At 63.5% G+C, this 15,250-nt stretch carries 17 protein-coding genes; 12 read left to right on the forward strand and 5 right to left on the reverse strand.

Annotated features, from left to right (window positions below; genetic code table 11):
• The first annotated feature begins 49 nt into the window (after nt 1-49).
• The 9 genes from OIT41_RS05530 (at nt 50) to OIT41_RS05570 (ending at nt 7,467) form a co-directional block, all read left to right on the forward strand.
• Nucleotides 50-349: an SHOCT domain-containing protein gene (locus OIT41_RS05530; RefSeq protein WP_078105997.1), complete on the forward strand. Its 300-nt coding sequence runs from the start codon at nt 50-52 to the stop codon at nt 347-349.
• Nucleotides 350-578: 229 nt separating this feature from the next.
• Nucleotides 579-1,508, forward strand: a complete 930-nt coding sequence (locus tag OIT41_RS05535; protein ID WP_264637931.1) for an ABC transporter ATP-binding protein — start codon at nt 579-581, stop codon at nt 1,506-1,508.
• Nucleotides 1,501-2,322: an ABC transporter permease gene (locus tag OIT41_RS05540; protein WP_264637534.1), complete on the forward strand. Its 822-nt coding sequence runs from the start codon at nt 1,501-1,503 to the stop codon at nt 2,320-2,322. Before OIT41_RS05535 ends, OIT41_RS05540 begins: the two co-directional genes overlap by 8 nt.
• Entirely contained in the window at nt 2,319-3,152 is an 834-nt protein-coding gene (locus tag OIT41_RS05545; protein ID WP_264637535.1) for an ABC transporter permease, read from the forward strand. Before OIT41_RS05540 ends, OIT41_RS05545 begins: the two co-directional genes overlap by 4 nt.
• Before the next feature lie 67 nt (nt 3,153-3,219).
• Nucleotides 3,220-3,792, forward strand: coding sequence for a hypothetical protein (locus OIT41_RS05550; RefSeq protein WP_264637536.1), 573 nt, complete (start codon nt 3,220-3,222; stop codon nt 3,790-3,792).
• A gap of 10 nt (nt 3,793-3,802) precedes the next feature.
• Nucleotides 3,803-4,636, forward strand: a complete 834-nt coding sequence (locus OIT41_RS05555) for an exodeoxyribonuclease III (protein WP_078105994.1) — start codon at nt 3,803-3,805, stop codon at nt 4,634-4,636.
• Between the two features lie 18 nt (nt 4,637-4,654).
• Nucleotides 4,655-5,746 carry a tryptophan--tRNA ligase gene (gene trpS / locus OIT41_RS05560; RefSeq protein WP_241709461.1) on the forward strand — a complete coding sequence of 364 codons (1,092 nt, stop codon included), beginning with the start codon at nt 4,655-4,657 and terminating at the stop codon, nt 5,744-5,746.
• Nucleotides 5,747-5,750: 4 nt separating this feature from the next.
• Complete coding sequence (locus OIT41_RS05565) at nt 5,751-6,443, forward strand: 2'-5' RNA ligase family protein (RefSeq protein ID WP_264637537.1); 693 nt, start codon at nt 5,751-5,753, stop codon at nt 6,441-6,443.
• Nucleotides 6,331-7,467, forward strand: coding sequence for a YihY/virulence factor BrkB family protein (locus OIT41_RS05570; protein ID WP_413542307.1), 1,137 nt, complete (start codon nt 6,331-6,333; stop codon nt 7,465-7,467). Before OIT41_RS05565 ends, OIT41_RS05570 begins: the two co-directional genes overlap by 113 nt.
• 91 nt (nt 7,468-7,558) lie before the next feature.
• On the opposite strand, the gene OIT41_RS05575 is transcribed toward OIT41_RS05570, so the two are convergent.
• From OIT41_RS05575 to sdhC, 5 genes are all read right to left on the reverse strand, one after another.
• Entirely contained in the window at nt 7,559-8,323 is a 765-nt protein-coding gene (locus OIT41_RS05575; RefSeq protein ID WP_078105991.1) for an alpha/beta hydrolase family protein, read from the reverse strand.
• A 111-nt stretch (nt 8,324-8,434) separates the two neighbouring features.
• A complete protein-coding gene (locus tag OIT41_RS05580) occupies nt 8,435-9,217 on the reverse strand; it encodes a succinate dehydrogenase iron-sulfur subunit (protein WP_078105990.1) in 783 nt (260 codons plus the stop codon).
• A gap of 1 nt (nt 9,218) precedes the next feature.
• A complete protein-coding gene (gene sdhA / locus OIT41_RS05585) occupies nt 9,219-11,018 on the reverse strand; it encodes a succinate dehydrogenase flavoprotein subunit (protein ID WP_264637538.1) in 1,800 nt (599 codons plus the stop codon).
• A gap of 94 nt (nt 11,019-11,112) precedes the next feature.
• On the reverse strand, nt 11,113-11,592 hold the full coding sequence (locus OIT41_RS05590) for a succinate dehydrogenase hydrophobic membrane anchor subunit (protein WP_078105988.1): 480 nt from the start codon (nt 11,590-11,592) through the stop codon (nt 11,113-11,115).
• A gap of 3 nt (nt 11,593-11,595) precedes the next feature.
• On the reverse strand, nt 11,596-11,931 hold the full coding sequence (sdhC, locus tag OIT41_RS05595; protein WP_319801849.1) for a succinate dehydrogenase, cytochrome b556 subunit: 336 nt from the start codon (nt 11,929-11,931) through the stop codon (nt 11,596-11,598).
• A gap of 283 nt (nt 11,932-12,214) precedes the next feature.
• On the opposite strand from sdhC, the gene OIT41_RS05600 reads away from it, so the two are divergent.
• The 3 genes from OIT41_RS05600 (at nt 12,215) to OIT41_RS05610 (ending at nt 15,244) form a co-directional block, all read left to right on the forward strand.
• Nucleotides 12,215-13,348, forward strand: coding sequence for a mannose-1-phosphate guanylyltransferase (locus OIT41_RS05600; protein ID WP_078105986.1), 1,134 nt, complete (start codon nt 12,215-12,217; stop codon nt 13,346-13,348).
• A 76-nt stretch (nt 13,349-13,424) separates the two neighbouring features.
• Entirely contained in the window at nt 13,425-14,624 is a 1,200-nt protein-coding gene (locus tag OIT41_RS05605; RefSeq protein WP_078105985.1) for an amidohydrolase, read from the forward strand.
• 185 nt (nt 14,625-14,809) lie between these two features.
• Complete coding sequence (locus tag OIT41_RS05610) at nt 14,810-15,244, forward strand: MarR family winged helix-turn-helix transcriptional regulator (protein WP_241709465.1); 435 nt, start codon at nt 14,810-14,812, stop codon at nt 15,242-15,244.
• Nucleotides 15,245-15,250: the final 6 nt, after the last annotated feature.

Raw genomic sequence — 15,250 nt, forward strand, 5'->3', positions numbered from 1 at the left:
AGACTGGAACCAGAGCCGAGATACGGCCTGTTGAGAGTTTGGACTGGACATGTTGACATCACTGAGCACCACCCTCGGCGTCGCGGCCGCCCAGCTGCCCGCCGACGTCGTCCATGGACCCGGGGGCGGATTCGTCTTCTGGCCGTTTTTCCTCCTGATCCCGCTGTTTTGGATCCTCGTGATTGGATTCTTCATCTTCTTCGGGCGCCGGATGTGGCGCCGTAACCACTACTGGGCAGCAACCCAGGGCGCCGAAAGCGTGCTGAGGGAGCGCTACGCACGCGGGGAAATCGACGAGACGGAGTACCGCCAACGCCTGGAAGTGCTGCGGGCACATCCCACGAAATGAGGAACCGGCGGACTCTGCTGGATCACTCGCCTGGATGAACCATCAGGCCTTGGAATCACCCGGTTCCAGGGCCTGAGGTGCGGTGTGATCCAGCAGAATGTCGCGCAGGGTCCAGCAGGTTAATCCAGAAAATTGCGGAATACCTCTTTCACGCATTCCTTGGCTCTACTAGTCTGCTGGGGTGCACAATGAAGCCACCCGCTCTTTCTCCACGTCAGCCAGCTTCCAGATGAACCCAGCCGCAGTCATCACAGCCGAAAACCTCACCAAGAGCTACGGCGAGCTCACCGCCGTCGACGGTATCTCGTTCGAGGTCCCGGCAGGGGAGTCCTTCGGCCTGCTTGGCCCCAACGGCGCCGGCAAATCGACCACCATGAAAATGATCGGCGGGGTCTCCCAGCGCACGTCCGGGAAGCTCAGCATCATGGGCCTGGACCCGGAAACCCATGGGCCGGAAGTCCGTGCGCACCTCGGAGTGGTACCGCAACAGGACAACCTGGACGAGGAACTGAAGGTCCGCGAAAACCTGATTGTCTATGGCCGCTACTTCGGCCTGCCCTTGAGCTACCTGCGCCCCAAGGCAGATGAACTGCTCGAGTTCGCCCAGCTGACGGACAAGGCCAAGTCCAGGGTCGATGCCCTCTCCGGCGGCATGAAACGGCGCCTCACGATTGCCCGCTCGCTGATCAACGAGCCGAAGATCCTGCTCCTGGACGAGCCCACCACGGGACTGGACCCGCAGGCCCGCCACATCCTCTGGGACCGGCTGTTCAGGCTCAAGGAACAAGGTGTCACGCTGATCCTCACCACGCACTACATGGACGAGGCCGAACAACTTTGCGACCGGCTGATTGTGGTGGACAAGGGCCGGATCATGGCCGAAGGTTCGCCGGCGAGCCTGATCCGGGAGCATTCCACGCGCGAGGTGCTGGAACTCCGCTTCGGTTCGGAACGCAACTCCTCCATCGGCGTCGAACTCGCGGGCATCGGCGAACGCGTCGAGACGCTACCGGACCGGGTGCTCATCTACGCGAACGACGGCGAAGCGGTGCTCGAACAAGTCTCCGCACGCCGGCTCCGACCCTTGACCTCACTGGTGCGGCGTTCTTCGCTGGAGGACGTCTTCCTCCGGCTGACCGGACGGAGCCTCGTTGATTAGCGCCCACTCCCCGGCTGTCTCGGCCAGCCGGGCGAAGCGCTGGGGATCCTTCGTCTACGCCGAGCAGGTCCTGCGAGTGATGCGTGGCTACGGCTGGTCGGTGTTCCTGTACAGCGTGGGGCAGCCGGTCGCCTACCTGTTCGCGATGGGCATCGGGCTCGCGAGCCTCGTGGATGCGAACAGCGGGGCGGTGTTTGGTGGCGTGAACTACTTGACCTTCATCGCGCCGGCGCTGTTGGTCTCATCCGCGGTCATGACGGCGTCGGGGGACTTTTCCTACCCGATCATGGACGGCTTCAAATGGCGCCGCGTGTTCTACGGCCCGCATGCCTCCCCGCTGGTGCCGCAGCAGATCGCCGCGGGCCACATCATGGCCAGCGCCTTGAAGTTCCTGGTGCAATCGGTGGTGTACTTCGCCATCGTGGCCATGTTTGGTGCGTCGCCGAGTCCGTGGGGCTGGGTGTCGGCGATAGTTGCCACGGTGGCCGGGCTGTCCTTCGGGCTGCCGCTCATGGCCTATGCCTCGACCATCACCAAGGACTCCGGCCAGTTCGCGCTGGTGCAGCGATTCATCGTGGTGCCGCTGTTCCTGTTTTCGGGCACGTTCTTCCCGCTGGATTCGCTGCCACTGGGAGTGCGCTGGATCGGTTGGATTTCCCCGGTGTGGCACGGCACGCAGCTGGGCCGCGTCTTCACTTATGGACTCGAGGAGAATCCCTTGTTGACGCTGGTCCACGTCCTGTTCCTCGTGGGAGCTGCCGCTGCGGGTTGGACGCTGACACGACGACAGTTCGCCAGGAGGATGGGCGCATGAGCGTACTGACCGGCGGCCACAGTGCCACTGACGCTGCCCGTGAACGCACCTTCGGTCCGCTGTACTCCCGCAACGCGCTTGCCGTGGTGTCCCGGGGCCTCATGGCCGCGAAAAGCAGCACCTGGTTGATCCTGGTGTCCGGGTTCTTCGAGCCGGTGCTTTACTTGGTCTCCATGGGCGTGGGACTCGGCCCCATCGTGGGTACTGTGGCGGGCCCGGGAGGCCAGGAAATCAGCTATGCGGCCTATATCGCGCCCGCGCTCCTGGCCGTGTCCGCCATGAACGGAGCCGTCTACGACTCCACGTGGAACGTGTTCTTCAAGATGAACTTCGCCAAGCTGTACCAGGGAATGCTCTACACCTCGCTCGGACCATTGGACGTAGCCATCGGGGAGATCTTCCTGGCCCTGCTGCGCGGACTCCTGTATGCCACGGGGTTCACCGCCGTCATGGCCGTCATGGCACTCATCACCACGCCATGGGCCATCCTCGTCATTCCGGCCTCGGTGCTGATCGCTTTCGGCTTTGCGAGTTTCGGCATGGGCATCACCAGCTTCATGAAGACTTTCCAACAGATGGACTGGATCAACTTCTTCATGCTGCCCATGTTCCTTTTCAGCGCCACCTTCTACCCGCTGACCGTCTACCCGCAATACATCCAGTGGCTCATCCAGGCGATGCCCCTGTGGCACGGCGTGGAACTCCTGCGGCAGATCAGCATTGGTTCCTTCAGCCCGGCAACGGCAGTCCATATCGCCTACTACCTCGTGATGATCGCGCTCGGCATCACCCTCACGACCGGAAGGTTGCGCAAGCTCTTCCTGAAATAGCGGCGCGGGCTGTTCGCCGGGGGTGGAAGCGAGGGGTTCGTCGCCCGGAGTTTGCGACAATGGGTGCATGCGATCCCTCGGCGACTCCCCGTCATCTGTTCCCTCGTCCGCTTCCGCCCGGAGCCCCTTCAAAGGCTTCCGCATCGGTGGACTGGGCATGACGGTGGTGCTCATCGCCTTCCTGGTGGCCGTCATCTTCGCCGCCAACCACAACGACGTCGTCGGCTGGATCGTTGCCGTTATCTCCTTCGGCTGGCTCGCGCTCGCCGCTTTCGTGGTCTTCAGCATCCAGAAGGCCGCCCGGCGGGCCGGTGAAAAACTCACCGAAGCCCAGAACGCCTTCAACGCGGCAACCGGCCGGGCGCCGTCGTCGTCGAGCGCCGATCACGGTGGCACCCGGGTGGTCTCGGAACGGAACGAAGCGGACGAAATGCGGGACCTCAAACTGGACCACTCTTTCAAGATCGTCCAGGTGCAGGTACGCGTGGTGGAGGACGAACGCGCCAAGGGCGACGCCGCCGATCAGGACACCATCAACCGCGCCTTGGAAACCATCGCCATTACATCAAGCAATGCCCGGGACATGATCAAGACCTCCAGCGGCGGCGACGAGCCCGTTTCGGGCACCATCATCGACTAGAGTAGGCGGGGTGAGCTCGGCATTGAAGAAGGACTTCCTTCGCATCGCAACGGTCAACGTCAACGGCATTCGCGCCGCCTACAAGAAGGGCATGGCGGAGTGGCTGGAACCCCGCGACGTCGACATCCTGTGTCTGCAGGAAGTCCGCGCGCCTGACGAGGTGGTCAACCAGCTCATCGGCGAAGGCTGGTACATCCTCCACGCCGAAGCCGAGGCGAAGGGCCGCGCCGGCGTCGCTATTGCCTCCCGGCAGGAACCCGTTGCCACCCGCGTCGGTATCGGCGACGACTACTTCGCCACGACTGGACGCTGGGTCGAAGCGGACTACGTCGTGCGGGACCGCGGCGGCAAGGACACTACGCTGACGGTCGTCAGCGCTTATGTGCACTCCGGGGAAGCGGACACGCCCAAGCAGGTGGACAAGTACCGCTTCCTGGACGTCATGACCACAAGGCTTCCGGAACTTGCCAAGCACAGCGAGCACGCCCTGGTGGTCGGCGACCTCAACGTGGGCCACACCGAACTCGACATCAAGAATTGGAAGGGCAACACCAAGCGTGCCGGTTTCCTTCCTGAGGAGCGCGCGTACTTCGACCGCTTCTTCGGCGACGAGATCGGATGGAGGGATGTCCACAGGGGCCTGGCAGGAAATGTCGAAGGCCCCTACACCTGGTGGTCCCAGCGCGGTAAGGCCTTTGACACTGACACTGGCTGGCGCATCGACTACCACATGGCCACTCCCGGACTCGCGGCAGCCGCACTTTCGGCCGTCGTTGACCGGGCGCCGTCGTGGGACACCCGTTTCTCCGACCACGCACCGCTGGTAGTCGACTACCAGCTCTAAGCTTTCGAAAGTTTCCTCATGACCAGTTCCACCACGACTGAACCCGCTGCAGCCGCAGCCAAGGCAACATCAACCAAACTGGCCGCCGGGGCCAAGCACCGCGTGCTGTCCGGCATGCAGCCCTCCGCTGATTCCCTCCACCTGGGCAACTACCTCGGTGCCCTGGTCAACTGGGTCCGCATGCAGGACGAATACGACGCCATCTTCTTCATCCCGGACCTGCATGCCATCACGGTGCCTCAGGATCCGGCTGAGCTGGCCCGCCGTACGCGCGTTACCGCCGCGCAGTACATCGCCGGCGGCGTCGACGTGAACAAGTGCACGCTGTTCGTCCAGTCGCAGGTTCCTGAACACGCCCAGCTGGCGTGGGTCCTCGGCTGCATCACAGGCTTCGGCGAGGCCTCGCGCATGATCCAGTTCAAGGACAAGTCGCTTCAGCACGGTTCGGACCATGCAAGCGTCGGGCTCTTTACGTACCCGATCCTGCAGGCCGCCGACATCCTGTTGTACCAGCCACACGGGGTGCCCGTAGGCGAAGACCAGCGGCAGCACATTGAGCTCAGCCGCGACCTCGCCCAGCGTTTCAACAGCCGCTACGGCGAGACGTTCCAGGTGCCGCAGGCCTTCATCCAGAAGGAAACGGCCAAGATCTACGATCTCCAGAACCCGACGGCCAAGATGTCCAAGTCCGCGGAGTCGCCGGCCGGCCTGATCAACCTGCTCGATGACCCGAAGATCACGGCCAAGCGCATCAAGTCGGCAGTCACGGACACCGAGACGGAAATCCGCTTCGACCGCGAAGCCAAGCCCGGGGTGTCCAACCTGCTGAGCATCTACTCGTCCATCAGCGGCCAGCCGGTGGAGAAGATCGTAGCGGACTACGAAGGCAAGATGTACGGCCACCTGAAGGTCGACCTCGCGGAACTCGTTGCGGCCCACCTTGGGCCGATCCGGGACCGCGCCAACGAGTTGCTGGCCGATCCGGCCGAGCTCGACCGGCTCCTGGCCCACGGAGCGGACAAAGCGCGCGAAATCGCCTCGGCCACCCTCGCCGACGTCTACGCCAAGGTGGGCTTCCTGCCTTACGGCGGAGCACAAGGAATCCGCTAAAGCCATGTGCGCAGCTGGCAAGCTCAGCGTCCAGGTCGGCTCCCGTTCAAGGGGAGCCGGCCAGGCCACTGATGCCCGCCGGGACGAGGCTACGCGGCAGTCTGCCAGCGCCTGCGGGGACAGCCTGTGCGTAGGAGTCATCCTGGGCTTCCCCAGGGAGGTCGCCCAGGAACTCCAGCAATGGCGTGCTTCCTTCGGTGATCCCATGGCAGAGGTCATTCCGGCCCACATCACCCTCGTCACCACTACGCCCGCCCAGGACTGGGAGGCCACCCGCGAGCATGTTCGCGATGTAGCCCGCCGCCAGGCACCCTTCAAGATCACGATTTCCGGCACAGGCTCCTTCCGGCCGGTCTCACCAGTGGTGTTCCTGAAGGTGGAAGACGGTTTCGAGGAGTGCGTGGGCCTTCACGAACAGCTGCAGACAGGGCCGCTGGAACGCGATCTTCCTTTCCCGTACCACCCGCACGTGACGGTGGCCCACGATGTCGCCCCGGAAAGCCTGGACGAGGCCGAAACGGTGCTCAAGAACTACACCGCCACCTTCCCGGTGGTTAGCATGGGACTTTACGAGCACGATGACAATGGCATCTGGCAGCTACGGGAAGAGCTCGACTTTGGCGGCGACGCAGATCAATCACGGAAACGCACAGCACAACGACCGGCAGCAGGCCGAGAGGCCACCTCTGCCGACTGAAGGCGCGCAGCTGAAGCTGCAGCTCATTCACCGGCAGGTCGAATGGGGCAAAGCCCGGCGCTCGGGCAATCGGGGCGCCACGATACCGGCGTTCATCAACCTTGCCCTCGCGCGGCTGGGCAACTTCCGGCCCATGCGCGCCTTCAATCTCTACAACCTGCGCCATGGTCCGCTCTTGAGCGCCGGCATTGGCTTCACCATGTTCTTCTCCGTGACGGGCTTGCTGGCAACGGGTTTCGCCGTGACCGGCTTGGTCCTCAACGGACAGCCCCAACTGGTTGATTCAATTGTCTCCAGCGTCGCCACGGCGGCCCCGGGACTTTTGAAAACCAGAGGCGGCAACGGCCTGGTGGATCCGCATGATCTCTTGAATCCCACGGGCCTTGGCTGGACTGCCGCCATAGCCGCCGTCGTCACCGTATTTACCGCACTCGGCTGGATCGCCGGAATCCGGGAGGGACTTCGCGGAGTCATCGGGCTGGACCCCTTGCAGGAGAACCCGCTGCTGATGAAGGCGCGCGACGCCGGTACCCTCCTGCTGCTTGGCGCGGCCCTGGTGGTCAGTGCCGGTGTTTCGCTTGTGTTCGGGACGGCGGCCGGATGGATCATCGACCGGCTCGGAATGGCTGACGCAGTGGCCGGCCCTGTCACTTGGCTCGTTCGCACGGCCGTTCCGCTGGTCCTCAACTGGGCGACGGCGGTCATCATGTTCCGTTTCGCGGGCCGCCTGAAACTTCGCCGCCAGGCGTTCGTGGAAGGAACGGTGCTTGCCGGCATCGGAACCACCATCCTCCAGATCTTCAGCACGGAACTGCTGGCGAACGCCGGACGGAACCCCATTCTGGCCTCATTCGCCATCATCATCGGGCTTCTCATCTGGTTCAATCTGGTCAGTCAGGTCTATTTGCTCTCCGCAGCGTGGGCGGCCGTCAGGGAAGCGGATACAGGTGCCAGCGAGCACCCCAGGCCTGCCCTCGGATCGCGGCACCCTTCGCCGCGCACGTTCCCACGCAAGGGCGCCTGAAGGCTAGCAGAGGCCCAACTGACTAGCAGTTGTTGTCGTTATGAGCCCTCTTAACGACAACAACTGCTAGTCAGTTGGGCTGGGGCTCGCGTTAGTCGCCGAGGTATTGACCGGCCCACGCTGAGATGATCCGGGCAACCCGGGCGGCCTGTCCCTTGCCGGTCAACAGGTGGTCGCTGCCTTCGAGCGAAACGAAGCTCCGCGGGTGCCGCGCCGTTTGGAAGATCTCGCTGGCGTTGTCGATGCCCACGGTATTGTCCGTGGGGGAGTGCAGGACCATGAGGGGCCGGTGCAAAGTGCGGATGCAGTCCCTGAGGTCGGCCTGCTCCACGTCCTCCACAAAGTGGCGGCGAACCTCCATCCGCCTGCCGCCCAGATTGACTTCTGCGCTGCCTTCACTGAGGATCGTGCTTACTTCGGCGTCGAACATGTGCTCCACGTGCTTGGGCTCGAAGGGAGCGCCCACAGTGGCAACAGCCCGAACCTCGGGAAGACCTAGAGCCGCCGCCAGGACAGCCGCCCCGCCGAAAGAGTGGCCTACCAGCAGGGAGATTTCCTTGTCATCCGCACGCATGAACTCCGCCGCGCGGATAGTGTCCGCCACTTTCACGCTGAACGATCCGGCGGACCATTCGCCCGCAGAGTCGCCCAGCCCGAGGTTGTCGAAGCGAAGCATGCCGACCCCAAGGTCCGCCAAGCCCTTGCAGATACGCGAAGCAGAGGGGCTGTCCTTGCCGAGGGTCAACCCATGGGAGAACACGCCCCAGCCCCGGACCGGGCCCTCGGGAACATCCACGATACCTGCCAGGAGATCTCCGGTGCTGCCTTCGAAGCTGATCTTCATGGATTTGGACACCTGTCCGCCTTTCGTTGTGCGGCTTGCCCGGCTTTCGCGGGCGACTCTTAAAGAACGACGACGGCGTACCCCGCCATGGGGGACACCGTCGTCGTACTCTAACTTCGGAAACTAGATCTTGCGTGCCAGGATAGCCTGCTTGACCTCGGCGATCGCCTGGGTCACCTGGATGCCACGCGGGCAAGCCTCTGAGCAGTTGAAGGTGGTGCGGCAACGCCACACGCCTTCCTTGTCGTTGAGGATCTCCAAGCGCATGTCACCGGCATCGTCACGGGAGTCGAAGATGAAACGGTGCGCGTTCACAATCGCGGCCGGGCCGAAGTACTGGCCGTCAGTCCAGAACACCGGGCAGGACGAGGTGCACGCAGCGCACAGGATGCACTTGGTGGTGTCGTCGAACCGTTCACGGTCCTCGACCGACTGCAGTCGTTCCTTGGTGGGCTCGTGGCCCTTGTTGATCAGGAACGGCATCACTTCGCGGAAGGACTGGAAGAACGGCTCCATGTCCACGATCAGGTCCTTCTCCACCGGGAGGCCCTTGATCGGTTCAACGGTGATGGGCTTGGAGGTGTCCAGGTCCTTCAGCAGGGTCTTGCACGCGAGGCGGTTGCGGCCGTTGATGCGCATGGCGTCGGAGCCACACACGCCGTGTGCGCAGGAACGGCGGAAGGACAGCGAGCCATCGATCTCCCACTTGATCTTGTGCAGGGCGTCCAGCACGCGGTCGGTGCCGTACATCGTCAGCTGGTGGTCTTCCCATACGGGCTCTTCCGAGACCTCGGGGTTGTAGCGTCGCACTCGCAGGGTGATGTTGAAGGTGGGAATTTCCCCGCCTCCACCAATGTGCGCGGGCAGCTCGATCTTGGATGCTGGCTCAGCAAGTTCGGCAGACATCTTAGTATTTCCTCACCATCGGCTCGTAGCGCGTAAAGACAACAGGCTTGGTGCCGAGTCGGATGCCCGCGATTGCTTCCGCAGATCCGTCCGCTGGGGCGTGCTCATCCTTATACGCCATGGAGTGCTTCATGAATTTTTCGTCGTCGCGCTCCGGGAAGTCCTCCCGGAAGTGGCCTCCGCGAGACTCTTCGCGGTGCAGGGCAGCAACTGTCATGACCTTGGCCAGTTCCAGCAGGAAGCCCAGCTCCACTGCTTCGAGCAAGTCAAGGTTGAAGCGCTTTCCCTTGTCCTGGACGCTGATGCGCTGGTAGCGCTCTTCGAGGGACGCGATGTCCGTGAGCACCTGGTTCAGGGTATCCGCGGTACGGAAGACCTGCATGTTGGCATCCATGGTGTCCTGCAGTTCCTTGCGGATCGCGGCAACCCTTTCGCCACCATCTGCCGTGCGGACGTGGTTCAGCAGATCCAGCGTGTAGGCCTCCGGGTCTTCCGGGAGCTCCACGAACTCCGCCGTCTTGGCGTATTCGGCTGCGGCGATGCCCGCTCGCTTGCCGAAGACGTTGATGTCCAGCAGCGAGTTGGTCCCCAATCGGTTGGAGCCGTGCACGGAAACACAAGCAACTTCGCCGGCCGCGTACAGGCCCGGCACGATGGTGTCGTTGTCCTGCAGGACCTCGGTGGTGATGTTGGTGGGGATGCCGCCCATGGCGTAGTGCGCCGTCGGGAACACGGGAACGGGTTCCGTGTAGGGCTCGACGCCGAGGTAAGTACGCGCGAACTCGGTGATGTCCGGAAGCTTGGCGTCAATGTGCGCCGGCTCCAGGTGGGTCAGGTCCAGGAGGACGTAGTCCTTGTTCGGGCCACAGCCGCGTCCCTCACGGACTTCGTTGGCCATGGACCGGGCCACGATGTCACGGGGCGCGAGGTCCTTGATGGTGGGTGCGTAGCGTTCCATGAAGCGCTCACCCTCCGAGTTGCGAAGGATCGCGCCCTCGCCGCGGGCAGCTTCCGAGAGGAGGATGCCCAAGCCGGCTAGACCGGTCGGGTGGAACTGGAAGAACTCCATGTCCTCGAGCGGGATTCCGCGGCGGAAGGCGATGCCCATGCCGTCACCGGTCAGGGTGTGGGCGTTGGAGGTGGTCTTGAAGACCTTGCCCGCGCCGCCGGAGGCGAACACCACGGACTTCGCCTGGAAGACGTGCAATTCGCCGGAGGCGAGGTCGTAGGACACGACGCCGGCAACACGCTTCTGCTTGTACGGCGTTCCGTCTTCGCGGACTGCGTCTTCCTCGACGGTCAGCAGGTCCAGGACGTAGTACTCGTTGTAGAACTCAACATTGTGCTTGACGCAGTTTTGGTACAGGGTCTGCAGGATCATGTGGCCCGTGCGGTCTGCTGCGTAGCAGGCGCGGCGGACGGGAGCCTTGCCGTGGTCACGGGTGTGGCCACCGAAACGGCGCTGGTCAATGCGGCCTTCGGGCGTGCGGTTGAACGGAAGGCCCATCTTTTCCAGGTCCAGCACGGCGTCGATGGCTTCCTTCGCCATGACTTCGGCTGCATCCTGGTCAACCAGGTAGTCGCCGCCCTTGATGGTGTCGAATGTGTGCCACTCCCAGTTGTCCTCTTCGACGTTGGCGAGGGCTGCACACATGCCGCCCTGGGCCGCGCCGGTGTGGGAACGGGTGGGGTAGAGCTTGGTCAGTACTGCGGTGCGTGCGCGCTGACCGGATTCGATCGCGGCGCGCATGCCGGCGCCGCCGGCACCGACAATAACGACGTCGTACTTATGGACCTGCATACCAGATGCTCTTTCTCTCTAAGTCAGATGGTCGGCGGAGCCTGCTCCGCGCGTGTTGTGCACAGCCGGACGAGCCGGTGGTGCAGCGGAGCAGCTACGGCGCCGGGCAAAACCCGCCCGGCAGCTGAACGCCGTTGGCGACAGGGCACGGGTTGAACGTGAAGATCACCAGTGTGCCAAGAACCACGATGACGACTGTAGCCGCGTAAAGGACCACCTTGAGCCAGAGGCGGGTGGCGTCTTTCTCGGCGTAGTCGTTGATGATGGTGCGGACGCCGTTGGTGCCGTGCAGCATGGCGAGCCACAGCATGGCCAGGTCCCAGAACTGCCAGAACGGGTCGGCCCACTTGCCGGCCACGAAGCCGAAGTCGATGCCGTGGATGCCCTCGCCCACCATGAGGTTCACGAAGAGGTGGCCGAAGATCAGAACCACGAGCACGACGCCGGAGAGCCGCATGAACAGCCAAGCGAACATCTCGAAGTTACCCTTGGAACCGGCGCCGCGACGGTACTGCGGAGCAATCTTCCCGCCGCTCACTTTTCCGCTGCGCGGGCTTTGAATGTCAGTGCTCATGGCTTAGTGGCCTCCCAGTGCGAGGGACAAGTGGCGGATGGCGAAGGCGCCGAAAACGACCAGCCACAAGACCAGGACGGTCCACAGCATCTGGCGCTGGTACTTGGCGCCCTTCTTCCAGAAGTCAATGGCGATCACGCGCAGGCCATTGAAGGCGTGGAATACGATCGCTGCGACGAGGCCCGTCTCGCCCAGGGCCATGAGGGGGTTCTTGTAGGCGCCGATAACGGCCGTGTAGGCCTCCGGGGACACACGCACCAATGAGGTGTCCAGCACATGGACCAACAAGAAGAAAAAGATCACAACACCGGTAATGCGGTGTCCAACCCAGGACCACATGCCTTCACGGCCGCGGTACAAGGTGCCAGCTGGTTTTGTCGGCACTGAATAAACCTTCCTGCAACACAGCGGCGCTTGCACGGGATCCATGCGGGGGGAACGCCAGCCGCGAGAGCACTCGTAGCTCAGCCTAAATCTAGGCTTCGCTCACAGCTTATTCAATTTAGGTGCCCCTTGTTGTAACGAGAGTGCGGGTGTTCGCCTGAATTCCGGCCTTTCCGCGGCGAGGGTGAGACGAAGACCACAAAGTGGGACTTGCGTGCGTGTCGGATAAGGTGTTGCGGTGAGTATAGAAAACGCTGCAAGCCTCGAATCGCCATTGCGCCACTTCCACGCGGTTATTCCGGCCGGTGGAGTGGGCACGCGCCTGTGGCCGCTTTCGCGCGCTGCCGCGCCCAAATTCCTGCACGACCTCACGGGTTCGGGGAGCACGCTGCTGCGGGCAACGTACGACCGCCTCGAACCGTTGGCCGGCAACCGCGTGCTGGTAGTGACGGGCGTGGCGCACCGCATTGCTGTTTGCCGCCAGCTTCCCGAAGTGGGCGAGGACGAGCTGGTCCTCGAAAGCGAGCCTAAGGACTCGGGGGCGGCCATCGGACTCGCCGCCGCCATCCTGCACCGCCGTGACCCGGACACCATCATGGGTTCCTTCGCCGCCGACCACGTCATCAGCCCTGACGATCTCTTCCGGGAAACCGTCCGCGAGGCCATCCACACTGCCGCCGCTGGAAAAATCGTCACCATCGGCATCAAGCCGACGCACCCGTCAACCGGATTCGGCTATATCCGTACCGGCGACTTGCTCAATATCGACAATGCGCCGAACGCGCATGCGGTGGTCGAATTCGTCGAGAAGCCGAGCGAAGACATTGCCAAGAAGTACCTCGAGACCGGCGACTATGTCTGGAACGCCGGCATGTTCGTCGCTCCCGTTGCACTCATGCTCAAGCACCTCGAAGCCAACCAGCCGGTACTGTTTGCCGGACTGCAGGAAATTGCGGACGCTTGGGACACCCCGGACCGCGATGAAGTGACCGCCCGGGTCTGGCCGACACTGCCGAAGATCGCCATTGACTACGCCGTGGCCGAACCCGCCGCGGCGGCGGGCGATGTCGCAGTCGTGCCCGGTACCTTCCGCTGGGACGACGTCGGAGACTTCGCCGCGATCGGTCGCCTCAACAATGCCGGCGACGTCGATGAGGTGACGGTCCTCGGTGAAGGCGCCCGTGTCTTCACCGAGAACGCCAGCGGCGTGGTTGTTTCCGATACGAAGCGTGTGATTGCGCTGATCGGCATCAAGGACGTCGTGATCGTTGATACGCCGGACGCGTTGCTTGTCACCACGAAGGAGCATGCCCAGCGGGTCAAGGGAGCGGTGGACGCGCTCAAGGCCAGCGGGGACACCGACGTTCTCTAGCGCACTCCGGTGGCGCAGGCCGTAACCAAGAGACCCCTTTCGCTATTCGGAGGGTGCGGATGGCTAGAGTTGTGAGGTGCGCAATTTCACTACCGAAACCGAGCCGACCCCCGTGGTGAAACCGTGGCTTGATGATCTCTTGCCGGAACTCATCGAATTCCGGAGGGACCTGCATGCGCACCCCGAACTTTCCTTCAAGGAATTTCGTACCACGGACAAGCTGGTTGAACGGCTCGAGGCGGCAGGCCTTGAGCCCCGTCGGCTGGAGGGCTCCGGGCTGACGGTCGACGTCGGCGAGGGGCCCATCGCCACGGCCCTGCGCGGAGATATCGACGCTCTCCCCATCATCGAAGAGACCGGGCTTCCGTTCGCATCGAAGAACCACGGCGTCACCCACGCGTGCGGGCATGACGTCCACACCACCAGCATGCTCGGCATCGCTTTGGTGCTGCACGCCATGCACCAGGAATCCCCCTTGGGCGGCACGGTCCGCATCATCTTCCAGCCGGCCGAGGAAACCATGCCGGGCGGGGCGTTGTCCTGCATCGAGCAAGGCGTGCTCCAGGGTGTCCCGCGGATTCTGGCACTGCACTGCGATCCGCGCATCAACGTCGGCAAGATCGGTACCCGCATCGGCGCCATCACCTCCGCCTCGGACACCATCAAAATCGAACTGACCGGACGCGGCGGCCATACATCCCGTCCGCATCTGACTGAAGACCTGGTCTTCGCGCTGGCCCAGATCGCCGTCAACGTCCCGGCTGTCCTGTCCCGGCGCGTGGACGTACGCAGCGGTGTGTCGGTGGTGTGGGGGCAGATCACGGCAGGTTCCGCGCCCAACGCCATCCCCGCCAGCGGCTATATGGCAGGCACCATGCGCTGCCTGGACCGTGACGCCTGGCATAGCGCCGGGGAACTGCTCGACGACGTCGTCCAGCAAGTCGCTGCGCCGTACGGAGTGGACGTACACCTTGAGCACACGCGCGGCGTCCCTCCCGTGGTCAACTCGGAACACGAGACTGCCATCATCGAGGCCGCGGCCCGTGCGGAACTCGGCGAGCACGCCGTCGTCCTGACGCCGCAGTCCATGGGCGGTGAGGACTTTGCCTGGTTCCTCGCCGACCTGCCGGGTGCCATGATGCGGCTCGGAACCCACACGCCCGGTGGCGAAGAATACGATCTCCACCGAGGCGACTTCATCGTGGACGAGCGTGCCCTCGGCTTCGCGATCCAAGTCCTGGCCGCCGCTGCGTTGCGAACCATCCGGGATCTCTAAAACGGCGGACGCCCGCTCACCTTTGCCGCCGTTCAGGCCGACGCCCGCTCAGCTCATCTGCGGGAGGATCCCGCCGTCGGGGCTTGTTTGTGAGCGGGCGTTTGTGGGGTGGGGCTTGTTTGTGAGCGGGCGTCGTTGGGCCAATTGAGTTGTGCACAATTTAATTGTGGGCTATCGTTATTCCCATGAGTGAAGCTCCCCGCCTCGACCGCCAGGTCTGTTTCGCGCTCTATTCCGCCTCGAAGGCGGCTACGGCCGTCTACCGCCCGGTGCTGGACGAGCTTGGACTGACGTATCCGCAGTACCTCGTGATGCTGGTGCTCTGGGAGAACGAGCCCCGAAGCGTCCGCGAACTGGGTATCGAGCTGGGACTCGATTCGGGCACCTTGTCGCCGCTCCTCAAGAGGCTTGAAGCCCTGGGCCTCGTGGAGCGCCTGCGTTCAACCGAGGACGAGCGTCGCGTCGAGATCCACTTGAGCGATGCCGGGCGGGCCCTCAGCGCACGGGCCGGGGCGGTACCGCAACGGCTCGCCGACGCCGCAGGCCTGAGCGCTGCCGAGCTTGCGCAGCTTCACGACACCCTGGGCCGGCTTACCGCCGCCCTCCAGTCAGCCATCTGATCATCC

This window comes from Arthrobacter sp. YA7-1, from assembly GCF_025960325.1.
In the GTDB taxonomy this organism is placed as follows: domain Bacteria; phylum Actinomycetota; class Actinomycetes; order Actinomycetales; family Micrococcaceae; genus Arthrobacter; species Arthrobacter bambusae_A.

Coding starts and splice junctions, on each gene's coding strand:
- trpS (WP_241709461.1), top strand. CDS start 4,655: ATGACCAGTTCCACCACGACTGAACCCGCTGCAGCCGCAGCCAAGGCA.
- OIT41_RS05590 (WP_078105988.1), bottom strand. CDS start 11,592: ATGAGCACTGACATTCAAAGCCCGCGCAGCGGAAAAGTGAGCGGCGGG.
- OIT41_RS05565 (WP_264637537.1), top strand. CDS start 5,751: ATGTGCGCAGCTGGCAAGCTCAGCGTCCAGGTCGGCTCCCGTTCAAGG.
- OIT41_RS05545 (WP_264637535.1), top strand. CDS start 2,319: ATGAGCGTACTGACCGGCGGCCACAGTGCCACTGACGCTGCCCGTGAA.
- sdhC (WP_319801849.1), bottom strand. CDS start 11,931: ATGTGGTCCTGGGTTGGACACCGCATTACCGGTGTTGTGATCTTTTTC.
- OIT41_RS05610 (WP_241709465.1), top strand. CDS start 14,810: ATGAGTGAAGCTCCCCGCCTCGACCGCCAGGTCTGTTTCGCGCTCTAT.
- sdhA (WP_264637538.1), bottom strand. CDS start 11,018: ATGCAGGTCCATAAGTACGACGTCGTTATTGTCGGTGCCGGCGGCGCC.
- OIT41_RS05570 (WP_413542307.1), top strand. CDS start 6,331: ATGGCATCTGGCAGCTACGGGAAGAGCTCGACTTTGGCGGCGACGCAG.
- OIT41_RS05550 (WP_264637536.1), top strand. CDS start 3,220: ATGCGATCCCTCGGCGACTCCCCGTCATCTGTTCCCTCGTCCGCTTCC.
- OIT41_RS05580 (WP_078105990.1), bottom strand. CDS start 9,217: ATGTCTGCCGAACTTGCTGAGCCAGCATCCAAGATCGAGCTGCCCGCG.
- OIT41_RS05535 (WP_264637931.1), top strand. CDS start 579: ATGAACCCAGCCGCAGTCATCACAGCCGAAAACCTCACCAAGAGCTAC.
- OIT41_RS05530 (WP_078105997.1), top strand. CDS start 50: ATGTTGACATCACTGAGCACCACCCTCGGCGTCGCGGCCGCCCAGCTG.